Origin of the sequence: Pontibacter sp. HSC-14F20 (assembly GCF_019599265.1) — a bacterium.
Lineage (GTDB): Bacteria > Bacteroidota > Bacteroidia > Cytophagales > Hymenobacteraceae > Pontibacter.
Map to the genome: position 1 here is coordinate 203,464 of NZ_JAHZTC010000001.1, position 13,738 is coordinate 217,201.

The 13,738-nt window shown below is 49.2% G+C and carries 13 protein-coding genes; 4 read left to right on the forward strand and 9 right to left on the reverse strand.

Annotation, left to right across the window (positions count from 1 at the left end):
- Positions 1-52: 52 nt before the first annotated feature.
- From K3G39_RS00930 to K3G39_RS00955, 6 genes are all read right to left on the reverse strand, one after another.
- Positions 53-280, reverse strand: coding sequence for a hypothetical protein (locus tag K3G39_RS00930; protein WP_220624282.1), 228 nt, complete (start codon positions 278-280; stop codon positions 53-55).
- A gap of 189 nt (positions 281-469) precedes the next feature.
- Entirely contained in the window at positions 470-583 is a 114-nt protein-coding gene (locus K3G39_RS21105; RefSeq protein ID WP_220624605.1) for an HAD hydrolase-like protein, read from the reverse strand.
- 347 nt (positions 584-930) lie between these two features.
- Positions 931-1,323: a carboxypeptidase regulatory-like domain-containing protein gene (locus tag K3G39_RS00940; RefSeq protein ID WP_255593705.1), complete on the reverse strand. Its 393-nt coding sequence runs from the start codon at positions 1,321-1,323 to the stop codon at positions 931-933.
- Between the two features lie 198 nt (positions 1,324-1,521).
- Positions 1,522-2,343 carry an IS982 family transposase gene (locus K3G39_RS00945; RefSeq protein ID WP_220624284.1) on the reverse strand — a complete coding sequence of 274 codons (822 nt, stop codon included), beginning with the start codon at positions 2,341-2,343 and terminating at the stop codon, positions 1,522-1,524.
- 252 nt (positions 2,344-2,595) lie between these two features.
- Complete coding sequence (locus K3G39_RS00950; protein WP_220624285.1) at positions 2,596-3,438, reverse strand: 1,4-dihydroxy-2-naphthoyl-CoA synthase; 843 nt, start codon at positions 3,436-3,438, stop codon at positions 2,596-2,598.
- Positions 3,439-3,503: 65 nt separating this feature from the next.
- Positions 3,504-4,337 carry an FkbM family methyltransferase gene (locus K3G39_RS00955; RefSeq protein ID WP_220624286.1) on the reverse strand — a complete coding sequence of 278 codons (834 nt, stop codon included), beginning with the start codon at positions 4,335-4,337 and terminating at the stop codon, positions 3,504-3,506.
- 223 nt (positions 4,338-4,560) lie between these two features.
- On the opposite strand from K3G39_RS00955, the gene hslV reads away from it, so the two are divergent.
- The 4 genes from hslV to K3G39_RS00975 all read left to right on the forward strand — a co-directional run bounded on the left by hslV (position 4,561) and on the right by K3G39_RS00975 (position 7,157).
- A complete protein-coding gene (gene hslV, locus K3G39_RS00960; RefSeq protein WP_220624287.1) occupies positions 4,561-5,103 on the forward strand; it encodes an ATP-dependent protease subunit HslV in 543 nt (180 codons plus the stop codon).
- A 17-nt stretch (positions 5,104-5,120) separates the two neighbouring features.
- Positions 5,121-5,690 (forward strand): Crp/Fnr family transcriptional regulator, encoded by a 570-nt coding sequence (locus K3G39_RS00965; RefSeq protein WP_220624288.1) that lies wholly within the window; start codon positions 5,121-5,123, stop codon positions 5,688-5,690.
- 62 nt (positions 5,691-5,752) lie between these two features.
- On the forward strand, positions 5,753-6,070 hold the full coding sequence (locus tag K3G39_RS00970) for a multidrug efflux SMR transporter (protein ID WP_220624289.1): 318 nt from the start codon (positions 5,753-5,755) through the stop codon (positions 6,068-6,070).
- A gap of 115 nt (positions 6,071-6,185) precedes the next feature.
- On the forward strand, positions 6,186-7,157 hold the full coding sequence (locus K3G39_RS00975) for a deoxyhypusine synthase family protein (protein ID WP_220624290.1): 972 nt from the start codon (positions 6,186-6,188) through the stop codon (positions 7,155-7,157).
- A 170-nt stretch (positions 7,158-7,327) separates the two neighbouring features.
- Here the strand turns inward: K3G39_RS00975 and K3G39_RS00980 are convergent, their stop codons facing one another.
- From K3G39_RS00980 to K3G39_RS00990, 3 genes are all read right to left on the reverse strand, one after another.
- Positions 7,328-9,922: a M1 family aminopeptidase gene (locus K3G39_RS00980; RefSeq protein WP_220624291.1), complete on the reverse strand. Its 2,595-nt coding sequence runs from the start codon at positions 9,920-9,922 to the stop codon at positions 7,328-7,330.
- 633 nt (positions 9,923-10,555) lie between these two features.
- A complete protein-coding gene (locus K3G39_RS00985; protein WP_220624292.1) occupies positions 10,556-12,751 on the reverse strand; it encodes a catalase in 2,196 nt (731 codons plus the stop codon).
- Positions 12,752-13,005: 254 nt separating this feature from the next.
- Positions 13,006-13,557 carry a 2'-5' RNA ligase family protein gene (locus tag K3G39_RS00990; RefSeq protein ID WP_220624293.1) on the reverse strand — a complete coding sequence of 184 codons (552 nt, stop codon included), beginning with the start codon at positions 13,555-13,557 and terminating at the stop codon, positions 13,006-13,008.
- Between the last annotated feature and the right edge of the window lie 181 nt (positions 13,558-13,738).

The following is a 13,738-nucleotide window of genomic DNA, read 5'->3' on the forward strand; positions in this document are numbered from 1 at the left end:
GAACTATCTAATTTTAAATGGCAAGATGTTTAAAACAGTACTATAGTATGCATCAAGCGTGTGCCTTATTACCTCCAGCGATCTTGACCCTTAATTCAAATTCGGTTAAGTCATTACAGATTATCTGTGCCCCATTTTCAAGAAGCATTTTCTGATTAGCGGTGCCAAATCCGATAAACTCCAGACCGAGGTTTTTAGCTGAAATAAAGTCCCATAAACCATCACCAACAGAAATAACTTTTTCAAAATTGTGGACTTGATAATACATAGACGAGTTCATGATGGCTTGCGCTATAATTCTTTCCCTTTCGTGCAGTTTGTCCGAAGCGACTAGTTGCCATTCCTCAAATTTTATTCCGATTGACTTTAATTTATGTTCAGCCGGTCTTCTTAGCGAACCTGTTGCAAAGCAAAACCCATATTCAGAACAGCTGTCTAGCGACTTAAGAAGCTTTTTGGCACCTGCTATTTAATTAAACTTCAGTTTTTTATCTCCCACACCAAATTCGAACAATACTTCAGAGAATGCTTTCTGATGTTGTTTAACACTGTCAGTTAAAGTACCATCAATGTCGAATACGATTAATTTGTTCTTTTACAAAATGAATTATTGAATTTAGGGTAATGGTCTTGCATTGCCGAAGGGGAATTAGATGGGCTGAGGTTGAATGAAGCAAGTCCTCCCATTACGGCAATTCCAAGTTGCACTAAACCTTCGGTAGCTGGTTTTAAAAAGCAGCGGATAAGGGCTATCTTTTGGAATCACACGTAACCAGATAGCCCAAAGAAATAGTTCAGCGGCAAGCCTCTTCCGACTTAAAACCCATAATGCGTCGCCCGGTTAGGTGCAACCACGGCTTCATTGTGGGCACTCCGTACCCAACGAAGCCTTAGTTGTTAGCTTCAGGGTTTGTTTTCACTAATTATACCTTAATTTATTGCTTCCTTATAAAGTCTTGGCAATTCACGCTTCCGCTTTTTGTATCGTTCTTGATGCTCTTCTACCGTTTCGAATTCAGCGATAATGTCATCTAATAAGATTAAATTAAATTTACAATTATTGGAAAGTTTGAATACTTCTGTCTCCATTCCAACGGCCCAAGCTTTTATTCTTTTTGTTTTATTAGGGACCGTGAGCACATAGTTTCCATCCTTATCTGCTCTTGCCGTAAACACCGAATCCAAAGTTTGTATCACTGCGTCTGCAAGTGGATTCATATGCTCGTCAACTATTCTACCACTGATTGTTTTATTCTGTCCGAACGAGTTTATGCAGGAACAGAAGATAAGTACCAGTGTTACGATATAGAAATTTCTATTCATTTTACCTTCGCTTGAGATTACATGCTCTAATAATGAAAGTAATTGTGTATTTCTAATATGTATGAGAGTATAGGAAGCGTAATTTGTTCAGAAATTATAGTGTACAAGAGTTAATTAAGCGTGTATAACCGGGTAAAACGGGTGTACACGTTTATACATGCTTAATATGCATGATTTATAAGTAACTCAAGTTGCGAGCTAGTCAATGACCTGAGCTAGGGTATAGGCGAAGATAAAGAGGATGAGCTTTAGGATGAAACCTTCGGCTGTGACGGCATGGATTTTCTTAGGGAAGAAGCCGGTAATGCCTGAGAAAGTGGTTTCAATACGCTTTCGGTAGTAATCCTTGAGAAAGGTTATATGTGGTTCGTCCTTGCGCTTGCTGTTGGATTTGCGGCAGCAGCGGAGCTCAATCTGCTCGCATTCCCCGAGCAGGTCCTCCACCTCATAGCAGGTGTAGGCGGCATCGGCATAAAGTTGGCTGTCCTGGGGCAGGTCCAGTTCCATGGCTTTGAAGGCGGTGATGTCGGCAAAAGAGCCGGCATGAATGTAGAACTGGACCGGCACCCCGTCCAAGGTGGTGATGACCTGGATGCGGAAACCATAGAAGTAGCGTCGCTTGCTGACGCACTTGCCCCTATAGGCCTCTGACTGGAGCAGGTGACAGCAGGGGATGCGGATGTTGTCGCACACAGCCACCGGGAAGGAGTCGATCAGGTAAGCGCAGGTGGTGTTGAGCTCTTTCAGACTTTGCCCCAGGGCTGAGAAAAGGGCCAGCAACTGCTCCTTGAGGCCGTGCAGACGGCGGGTAAAGCCCGACTTGTCGATCTTTCTCACCCCGTGGTGGGCCTGCATGTAGCCGTAGGCCCACCACAGGTTGCCATGGAAGTAGCGGGCTGAGAGCAGAGCCGTGGTCAGGAGCTCGGCGTCATTTATTTTGCAATGCGCATCATCTTTTCTGCCAACGGCATGGAAGAAATCGTCGATGAAGCAGTATATTGTAATGGTCTGTTCTGTCATGGCTGTTACGGTTTAGGAGGTTCGCAAACTTTAAAACGTACAGCAGCCGCTGGCAGAACAGATTTTTTTATAACCCGTGAAGTATCACGCAACTTGAGTTAAGTAGTAAGTATTTGTAGGGTTTCAGTCTTTTAAATGTTCTTTTAATAAGGCTATAAATTGAATTTATCTGCAACCGCACTCCAGCAGAAAACAAAAAAAGCCGCTCTTCAACAGAGCGGCTTTTATATTACTATACCTTATGGCTATACCCTACGGAATCCACTTAATATCCGAAAAATCCGGCTTACGCTTCTCCAGGAAGGCGTTGCGTCCCTCTTTGGCTTCGTCGGTCATGTAAGCCAAGCGTGTGGCTTCGCCAGCGAACACTTGCTGACCCACCATGCCATCGTCTGTGAGGTTGAAGGCAAACTTAAGCATCTTGATCGAAGTAGGGGACTTGGCCAGAATTTCCTGTGCCCACTCGTAGGCCGTATCTTCCAGTTCGTCGTGCGGGATTACCGCATTCACCATACCCATGTCGTAAGCATCCTGTGCAGAGTAGTTGCGGCCCAGGAAGAAGATCTCACGGGCGCGTTTCTGGCCCACCATTTTGGCCAGATAAGCTGAACCGTAGCCACCGTCGAAGCTGGTGACATCGGCATCCGTTTGCTTGAAGATCGCGTGCTCTTTGCTGGCCAACGTGAGGTCGCATACCACGTGCAGCGAGTGCCCGCCACCAACGGCCCAACCCGGCACCACCGCAATCACCACCTTAGGCATAAAGCGGATCAGGCGCTGCACCTCCAGAATATTCAGGCGCGGCATACCGGCATCGTCCACATAGCCCTGGTGACCGCGGGCATTCTGGTCGCCGCCGCTGCAGAAAGAGTAAACCCCGTCCTTGGTAGAAGGGCCTTCAGCCGAGAAAAGCACCACCCCAATGGAGGTGTCTTCACGGGCATCCAGGAAAGCCTCGAACAGTTCGCCCACAGTTTTCGGGCGGAAGGCGTTGCGCACATTTGGCCGGTTAAAGGCGATGCGGGCCACGCCATTGCATTTCTTGTAGGTAATGTCTTCGTATTCCTTAACTGTTACCCAGTTTGCTTTGCTCATATCGTCGGTTTTTGATGTAAAATTATCGCATTTTCAGCTCTACAGCAAACTTTGCCGCCAGGTGCCTATTTGTGTGTGTTCAAAGACAGGCTTTTTCTGGTAAATTTAAGGACATGCGGAAAATTCAGGGTATACTGGTCGCTTGCGGGATCATGCCTATATGCTGTACCAAAAATGTTGAGCAGCCTGTTGTATTTCTGTTGCATTTCCTCACTGCTCGAATGCAGTTCCACCACGAGCTGCTGTATATCGTTCAACCGGCCCGATTCGCTCAAGTCGCTTAAAAGATTAAATTCTGCTCCTTCTATATCCACTTTCACAAAATCAATGACACTGTTTTCAGGCAATAGACCCGATAGTCTGTAGGCCGGCAGGCGCTGCTTTGTACCCTTGGCAATGAATGGATTCAGGGAACCGTTTAGTCCGGCGGTGGCGGCAGGTATATAAAAGTCTACTTCACCGTTGGTATCCGATAACACATAGTTAAACAAGCGCACACCCTTCAGTTTATTCGCTGTTACATTTTGCTGCAGCAGGGCAAAGGCATCAGGATTTGCTTCATAAGCCCTTACCTCGCTGTCGGGGTATAGCTGCTTAAAATACAGCACTGCCATACCTATGTTCGCACCGCAGTCTACAATAAATGGTTGAGTCGATGTACTCGCGAAACGGTATACCTGTTTGATGAAAATATCGGTGTAGAGTTCGGTCAGAGTTACGTAGTTATACCCGGTTACTGTAAAGCCTTCCAGTTGCAGTTGAATGGGACCATCTGTTTTTTTGCTGAACTTGGCCTGAGCGTAAATGCGCAGGAGCGTAAGAAAGGTGCGTAGACGACCTGCCAGAATCGTGTTCTGCCGGCTAAAGGCAAGCTTCCATAACCTGAAAAATGTCAGCATACGAAATGGATTAACAGAGCGACCGGCCACGGCTATACCTGACACAAATGCTCCTGTTCTGCAAGGTACGGTTTCTTCTACAAATGTATTGCTTGCTAAAGCCGCAGCAAACCGACAATTTGTCGGCTGCTATACCTTTGGCTTTTTGTTTGCAGATGCCCTGGCTATAGCACAAGCATTTTAAGGTATAACCGTATACCTTCACATAAACCTAAACACAACCATGGCAAAAATAAGATCGACTACAGTAGTAGGTATATACCACAACGGAGAAGTATGCGTAGGCGCCGACGGACAGGCTACCATGGACAAGCACATCGCCAAAAGCAATGTTAGAAAGATCCGCAAGCTGCTTGACGGCAAAATCGTGACAGGCTTCGCAGGCTCTACAGCCGATGCCTTCACGCTGCTCGAGCGATTTGAGGAAAAGCTGAACGCCTACCAGAGCAACATGAAACGTGCCGCCATTGAACTGGCTAAAGACTGGCGAAAAGACCAGTACCTGCGTAAGCTAGAGGCCATGATGGTAGTGGCTAACAAAGAGGAGCTGCTCATCATTTCCGGTACCGGCGACGTGCTGGAGCCCGACAACCAGATCGCCGCGATCGGCTCGGGCAGCATGTTTGCCCACGCAGCTGCGCTGGCCCTCAAAAAGCACGCCCCGCACCTGACAGCAGAAGAAATGGTCCGCGAAAGTCTTAACATCGCTGCCGACATCTGCATCTACACCAATCACAACCTCATCATCGAGAAACCGGCCAAGTAACCTCAGGTATAGCGCACATGGTGCAGACCATCGAACAGGCCATCCGGCAATTATACCCCATTTCTGATAAAACCTTTGGACAGCTCACGGCGCTTATGCAGCGGCAGGAGTTGCCCAAAGGCCATATCCTTTTCCGGGAGGGGGAGGTGAGCCACAAGGTGTTCTTTATTGAACGGGGCATCGCGCGCGCCTTCTGCTACCGCAACGATCAAGAAGTGACCTTCTGGTTTGGTGCCGAAAGTGATCTTGTTTTCTCGTACTACAGCTATGTAGCCAACAAGCCCGGCTATGAAACCGTAGAGCTGCTCGAAAACGCGGTCGTACATGCCATTGACCTGGCCCGCCTGCAGGACCTATACCTGACCAATATCGAACTGGCTAACTGGGGCCGCAAGTTGGCCGAATACGAACTTATCAAAACAGAAGAGCGTTTCATGGTTTTTCAGTTCCAGTCAGCCACCGAGCGCTACACGGCTCTGCTCCAGCAGAATCCCGGCCTGATCCAGCGCGTGCCGCTTAACCAGATTGCCTCATACCTGGGCGTTACGCAGGTTACCCTTAGTCGCATTCGGGCAGAAGTCCGGTGATTTTTTAACATTTGTTAATTTTCTTCTGCCACTGAGTCCCGACCTTTGTCAAAAAAGGAAAAATGGGCTGGTTGTACTTAATCATTGCGGGCATGTTTGAGATCGGGTTTACTACCTGCCTCAAGCTATCGAACAACTTTAGTGTGCTGAAGTGGTCAGTCGGCTTCTTCATCTGCATCTCTTTCAGCTTTTTCCTGCTTAACAAAGCCATCCAAACCATCCCCATGGGCACCGCCTACGCTGTCTGGACAGGTATAGGCGCGGTGGGTACGGTTATCGTCGGTATGATCCTCTACAAGGAGCCGGCCGATTTCTGGCGACTGTTCTTCATCTTCCTGCTCATTGGCTCCATTATCGGGCTAAAGTTGGTATCGGAGTAGGGAGGGGCAGGGATGTCATTTTAAAGCTTATCTTTGCCGGAGTACATATTTTTTTAACTCATAGAGAGTTGCAGGAGTATAAACACGAATCAGTAAACAGCATAAACACAAGGAAATGGAAGTATCTAATTTTTTAAAGAAGCACTACAAGCACTTCAACGCCGCTTCGCTCATCGACGCTGCCGAAGGATATAAGACGCACCTCAACAACGGGGGCAAAATGATGATCACGCTGGCAGGCGCCATGTCTACAGCTGAGCTGGGCATCATCCTGGCTGAGATGATCCGTCAGGACAAAGTGCACGCGATCTCTTGTACCGGTGCCAACCTCGAGGAGGATATCTTCAACCTGGTAGCGCACGATTTTTATGAGCGCGTACCGCATTACCGTGAGCTGTCAGCTGCCGATGAGGAAGACCTGCTTAGCCGCCACATGAACCGCGTAACCGATACCTGTATACCTGAAGAGGAAGCAATGCGTCGTATCGAGCACACGGTGCTGAAGTTCTGGGAGAAAGCTGACCAGGAAGGCAAGTCTTATTTCCCGCACGAGTTCTTCTATCAGATCCTGTTGTCAGGTGACCTGGAGCAGTACTACCAGATCGACCCGAAAAACAGCTGGATGCTGGAAGCTGCTAAAAAGAATCTTCCGATTATCTGCCCGGGCTGGGAAGACTCTACTTTGGGTAACATTTACGCCGGCCACGTGATCAGCGGCGACATCAAGAATGTGCATACAATGCGCACAGGTATACAGTACATGATGTTCCTGGCTGACTGGTATACCCAGAATGCGAAAGAGGAGTCCACAATAGGCTTCTTCCAGGTTGGCGGCGGTATAGCTGGTGACTTCCCGATCTGCGTGGTGCCGATGCTGCACCAGGATCTGCAGCGCACAGGTGTTCCGCTTTGGGGCTATTTTGCTCAGATCTCCGACTCTACGACCAGCTACGGCTCTTACTCAGGCGCTGTGCCAAATGAGAAGATTACCTGGGGCAAACTCGGCAAAGACACACCGAAGTATATGATCGAGTCAGACGCTACCATCGTAGCGCCGCTCATATTCGCAATTGTGCTGGATATGTAAGTTCTGAATTGAAGGAAGTCATTTCCTGTAATTGAAAAGCCCGCTGCGTTAGTAGCGGGCTTTTTGTTTTTCAATTGAATGGCTGAATTCCTAAATGGTTGATTGTTTGGTGCACGATTCGGAAAGGTCGCAACCTATCCCTACGAGATACCGATAACTGTTTACTGTACCTACTTTTTACCGATAATTGAATTTGCCCGGTATACATGGTCGGCAGCCTGTAGAATCTTACCTTTCAGCTTAGGGTTGTAATCCGGGTGCTCAGCCAAAAACGTGCGAATTGTTTCGGTGGCAGTCGGTGTCTGGTAATAGCCGAAAGTTGACTGCAGCCAGTTGGTTGGGAAGAAAATGTCGCCGGTCAGCTGAATTTCTTCTACCAGTTCCAGGCTCTCGCGCAGGTATTTTTCTGAAGAAGCAGCCCGCAGCGGATGGTGCAGGTATAAGAGCGCAGCGCCTACCCAGGCTTCCTTGTCGCGGTTACTGCGGTCTTTGAGCGAGGCAAAAAAAGTATCGCGCACCTGTTCTTCACCCGACAGGGCCGGCATCAGGAACTGCAAACGCTTCTGCCGGTCCGGGTTTTTGATACGGGCCAGTTGCTTTTGCAGTATACCTGCGGCGTTTGGATAGTCCTGTACGGCCAGCGAGAGGGCTAGGGAGGTATAGTCGTCTTCATTCAGGTTCACGCTAGCAGGGGCTTTCTGGAATTCCCATACCTGGTGCAACCGATCCTGTGCCTCTCTGGTCAGAGCGATGCTTTGGTAAGCTTTGAAGAGCAGCTTTTTAGCATTGTCCGATTTCTGTTCCTCCATCGCCTCCCACAGTTTTTTCTCCAAGTCAGGTGCAATCACTGTGCGTCTTTCAGGAGTTGTAAATCTCCAGAAGGTATCGCTCAGATATCCCGTCAGCAGCTTCAGGTTCAATTCATCTGTTTCCATACCTGACTCTACCAACGTGATAGGCAGCAGGAGGTCAGGGGTAACCTTTCTGTCATTGAGCATATTTTCGTAAAGGTTGATATACACGGCAGCACGCATCACCGGGTTAGCTATGCTCTGGCTAATGCCCGCTCGGTAACGCAGGTCCACCGGAAACACGCCATAACCCTGCCCCGAAGAATTGAACAGCACATTTAGTGGTATGCGTTTGCCGATCGCTTCTGTCAGTTCCACAGCTGCATCGTCCATATTCACGGTGAGCTCCTGCACGCTGTCTGCATACACCAGTGCGACCTCGAAGAGCTGTGGCCATAGGCGGTCCGAGCTGTCTTCGGCTTTCTGGGTGATCGTGAAGAAGCTGATCTTACCGTCTGTCACTTGCAAGTCGTAGTCAAATACCGGCCGCCCCGGTTCGTTCACCCATACCTGATTCCAGGCCTGTAAATCCACGGACGTACGGGCGTCCAGTATTTCGATGAGTTGCGGCCAGGTGGCATTGCTGTTGGCGTAAGTTTTCAGGTATACCTGTAGCCCTTCCTGAAAAGCTTTTTCGCCCATCAATCGCTCCAGCTGCCGCATCATGATGGGAGCCTTGTGGTAGATGATATGCCCGTAAAGTGAGCCGGCATCCTGCAGGTTGGGCAGTTCCTGCCGGATCGGGTTGGCGCCGGCCGTGCGATCCACGCTGTAGGCGGCCGGGAAGTGGTCGATCAGAAACTTGAGGTCGTAATTGCTGTCTTTCACCGTCGTCCTGGAGATCTTATCGGCCATGAAGTTGGCAAACACTTCTTTCATCCACACGTCGTTGAACCAGCGCATGGTCACGAGGTCGCCAAACCACATGTGCGCTGTTTCGTGCGCGATCAGGTTAGAGCGTGCTACCAGTTGATCTTTTGTAGCACCTTCGTCCAAAAACAGGGTAGAAGCCTTGTAGTCGATTGCACCGACGTGCTCCATGCCGCCGTACTGGAAATCAGGTATAGCCACGAAATCGAACTTCTGGAAAGGGTAGGAGATCCGGGTATAATTCTCCATAAAGGCCAGCGCATCGCGGTGGATGCTGAAGATCGGGTCTACACTTTTAAGCTTGTCCTGATCGGTTTCGCGGTGGTAAAAATGCATGGTGCGGCCCCTGTCGCTGTTACTCACTTTCCTGAAATCACCGGCCACAAAAGAAAAGAGATATGTCGGTATCGTATCGGAAGGCAGGTAGGTATAAGTCTTGGTTGCGCCCGTCAGCACCGAGTCCTGCAACGGTGCATTGGCCAGTGCTTTCCAGTTTTGTGGCAAGGTGAGCGTGAGCTTAAACACGGCTTTCAGATCAGGCTGATCTAAGCAGGGAAACACGGTGCGGGCGCGGTCCGGCACGAGCAAGGTATAGAGGAAGTTCTCGTTGCGGTTGAGCGAAAGATTACCTGCCGTGAAGTCGATCTCTACCTGATTCCGGCCCTCCTGCAGGTAGCGTGGCTGAATCACAATATGCTCGTTCTCGAATAGGGTCGGAATTTCCTTACCGTTCACTTTTACCAGCAAGACATTTTCCTGCTTCTCTTTAAAGTCGATCTGCAGTGGCTGACTCAAATTTGTTAGGTCAAACGAGATAATTTCTGTAGCAGGTAAAGGTGCCTCTTTCCCTTCCGGTATTTGCAGCTTAATATCATACTGCACATTGCGGAGTGTCTGGTTACGGTGCTCCGCTAACTTACGGGACACGCCGGTTTCTACCGGCAAGGTATAGGCGCTGCTGGCCGGGCCCTTGCTGCAGCCGCTCAGTAAGGTCAGTGACAGGGCCAGCGTTGCGGCTTTTAAGGTATAGCTGTGTTTTGACATCTTTTGTGTGAAGGGTGCTTGTAAAGATAATGGTTTTTGGAGTTGGTGTGGGTATGGTTATACCTATCCCTATCCCTACACTTAGCTTTGTTGCTACTGCTGTTGCAGGTATAGCGACCTGTGTTGCTTTGTAGCTTCGCCTGTGCGGCGGGCCCCTAGCCCCAGTAGGCAAAAAAGTCAAGACCCTCCAAATCGAGGGCCCCCTACCCCCACTCGCTGAACGCTCTTGACAGGGGGACCCCTTCACCCCCAACAGTGGAGTGTCAAAAGGTGCACCTGGTTGAGCTATACCTTCGTAGCTAGCGTGCAGGTTAGTCTTGTTATACCTGCCAGTGGTGTCTGCGACGAAGCTATACCTAACAACTGGCAGTTACGGAGATTCCCTCTTTGAAGGGGCAGGGGGATGTAAATGATGCACACGAAATCTCAGCTACTAAGCTATACCTGATGAATTAAGAGCACCAGAAAGTTCCCCTCCTGTTTGGGGGTAAGAGTTCTCTACAAAAGGAAGGGCTAGGGTAGGTAATTCACTCCCTGAGTAAGGCCGGCATAACTGCTTCTCCTAAAAAAGCAAAAGCCGCGAAACTCGCGGCTCTTGCCCAAACAAACAATCAATAACAAACATTAAAATTCTTAAGCAGGTGTCATATGGCGTTCGCGGTCCCAATGGCGGTGTTTTTTGATCGCCTCAAGGAAATTTTTGGCAAATTCACCGGCATCGGCATCGCTGCCCGCTGTGACTACGCCGCTATGCGACACCACTTTGCCCGATTCCTTTTCGGCGAAGTTTACGCCCATCACAAAAGCTCTCTCCAGCAGATTTATACCGAAGCCTGAGGTGGCAATGGGTTTGCAGTGTTTGAACGCTTCGCTCACAAAGTGAAGCGCATCACCCAGGCCCATCATCTTGCGTACACTCTTCTCACCATCCGGAATATAAACGGCATCGAACATAATAGAACCTGTCGTTACATGGCTCTTGTCTACTTCCAGTTCCTGGCCGGTACTGGAGATGCGCTTGCCCTGAAGCTTCGACACAATTTTGGCATGTGCGCCGGCAGCTTCAATAGACTCCTTCACCTGCATCACCTCATTGTAATCAAAGCCGTCTTCTATCAGGATGGCGACTCTTCTGGATTTGGCGGTTTCAACCTTGTTTTTCTCCATACTCACCGTCGGCGATTCCTGCACCGACTTGCCTTTGCTGATTTTCTGAGAAGCGGTATCTTCTACATAATTTCCTGTTGACTCCGCATCCTGGTCCACTGGCATTTCGATGCCTATACCTGCCGCCACCAGCGCAGCAAACTGCGGGTCTACTTTGTAAAAATTGGCTACCTGTCTTCTGCGGATTTCTTTGTTCTCTACCTTGCCTAATTCAAAGTGTGCAGCAGACACCAGGTGCTCTTTCTCAGGCTCTGTAAGGGAGTTCCAGAACAGAGTGGCCTGGCTGTAGTGGTCGTTAAAGCTTTCGCTACGCGCGCGGATTTTGTGTCCCTCCACTTTTTCCATGTAGTGCACGTAACCACCCATGTTTTCAGGGGCCATCATCGGGCAGCCATTGCCAATCGAGTTGGGCCAGTAGTTTGCCTTGCCTTTGCCAATCGTCATTTTCATAAAGCCTGCTCCGTGGTGGTTGTGCACCGGCACAACCGGCCTGTTAATTGGCACCTCCGTGAAATTAACACTTGTAAAGCGGTTGAGTTGCGTATCGAGGTAAGAAAAAAGGCGTCCCTGCAGCAATGGGTCGTTGGTCACGTCTATACCAGGCACCAGGTTTCCGGGGTGAAAGGCCACCTGCTCTGTTTCAGCAAAGAAATTGTCGGGGTTGCGGTTGAGTACCATTTTACCCACCGGCCGGCGTGGCACCAGTTCTTCAGGTATAATTTTGGTCGCATCGAGCAGGTCGAAATCGTATTTGAATTCATCTTCTTCCGGCACCAGCTGCACCGACAGCTCAAACTCCGGATAATCACCCATTTCGATGGACTCCCACAGGTCGCGGCGCAGCCAATCAGGATCTTTTCCGGCCAGTTTCTGAGCTTCGTCCCATACCAGTGAGTGGGCACCATAAGTAGGCCGCCAGTGAAATTTCACAAACGTACCCTTGCCCTGTTCGTTTACAAACCGGAAAGTATGCACACCAAAGCCGTCCATCATCCGGAAGCTACGCGGTATAGCCCTGTCCGACAGCACCCACATGAGCATGTGCGTCGTCTCCGGCATCAGCGAGGCAAAATCCCAGAAGGTGTCGTGCGCGGCCGAGGCCTGTGGCATTTCGTTGTCAGCCTCTGGCTTAATGGAATGCACCAGATCCGGGAATTTGATGCCGTCCTGTATAAAGAAAACCGGAATGTTGTTGCCAACCAGGTCGTAATTGCCTTCTTCTGTGTAGAATTTTGTTGCAAAGCCGCGCACATCGCGCACTGTGTCAGCAGAGCCCCGGGAGCCTACTACAGTCGAAAACCGTACAAATACCGGCGTCTTAGTGTTCGGGTCAGTCAGAAACCTGGCTTTAGTGTACTGCTTGAGCGAACTGTCGTACGGCTGGAAGTACCCATGAGCCGCTGAGCCGCGTGCATGCACCACTCGCTCAGGTATAGACTCATGGTCGAGGTGGGTCATTTTTTCACGGAAGTGGAAGTCTTCCATCAAAGTCGGACCGCGCTGCCCGGCTTTAAGCGAGTCGTCGGTGTGGTTGATGCGTAAGCCCTGGTCAGTGGTCATATACTGGTCCTTGCCGTCTTCCCGGAAGTGTTCTAATTGTTTGTCTTTACTGTTTTCGTTTACGTGATTGGACTGAGGCTTATTCATATCTTTCTCTTCCATGATTTTGTTTGTTTTTTGCAAGTAGATGAGGTAAAGCTTTAAAGAAATGTGTGCGGAATTCAATTCAACAATACGGTCCAGTATTTTAAGTGGTTAAGAAAAAATGAAATTATGCAAGATTAAAATTGGGTTAAAATAAGACTTTAGGGATAGGCTAAACAGGTATAGCTGTGCCAGGTATGAGTAGCACAGGTATAGCGCAAGCATGAATAGGAAAAATCAGAGAATAGGAGTACGTGATAATGCGACTATTTTTATAGGCTGAGCTCTTTGCGCCCGAAGCTGTACTCGTCTTCTTTCAGGTAATAATCGCCGCATTTCTGCAGTATCGTCAGGTTATCGATCGTGATCTCCCAATTGAAGTTGTAGTTGAAAAGAAAGGTAAGGACCGGGCCAAGCACGTCGGTTGAGGTATCGCCGAGGGCCAGCGAAATGTGCGGCAGCCACATGTTTGGGTTATAGTAAATACCCATCTCGCTGCTCATCTCCGAAATGTCGCGGTGCAGGCGGTCGTGCAACTGATTGAGTTGATTGGTACGAAGCACCGGAATGTAGATAACCGGCTTCTCACCCGGAAAAATTCCCAGACCGGTGGTACGGATCGTAAAAGGCTCTGTCTCGCGGGTAGTTTCCACCAAATATTGCTGCAGCTCTTCCATATCCGGGATTTCCGCGGTGAGCAGTGTCAGGTGCGGGTAGGGTGTCATCTTTACCTCATTCAGGCCAAATTGGGTGTCGAGCAAACTGGTCAGTTCGGTTACACGTGCAGAATGGGAAGGGTCGAGCAGGGATGTAACTGCGATCATAAAAGGCTATATTTTATTGCTGTTTTCAACGTATCGCCTACACATTTTTCAAAAGCATAAAGCTATAGAACGGGGCATTTGTGATAATGTTTACCTGTGCAGTGCATTTTGCGCCCGCAATGTATATTTCTACGTAGCAGGCGACTTTTGGTCTGTAGGCCTTAGCGCTGGGGATGTTTCC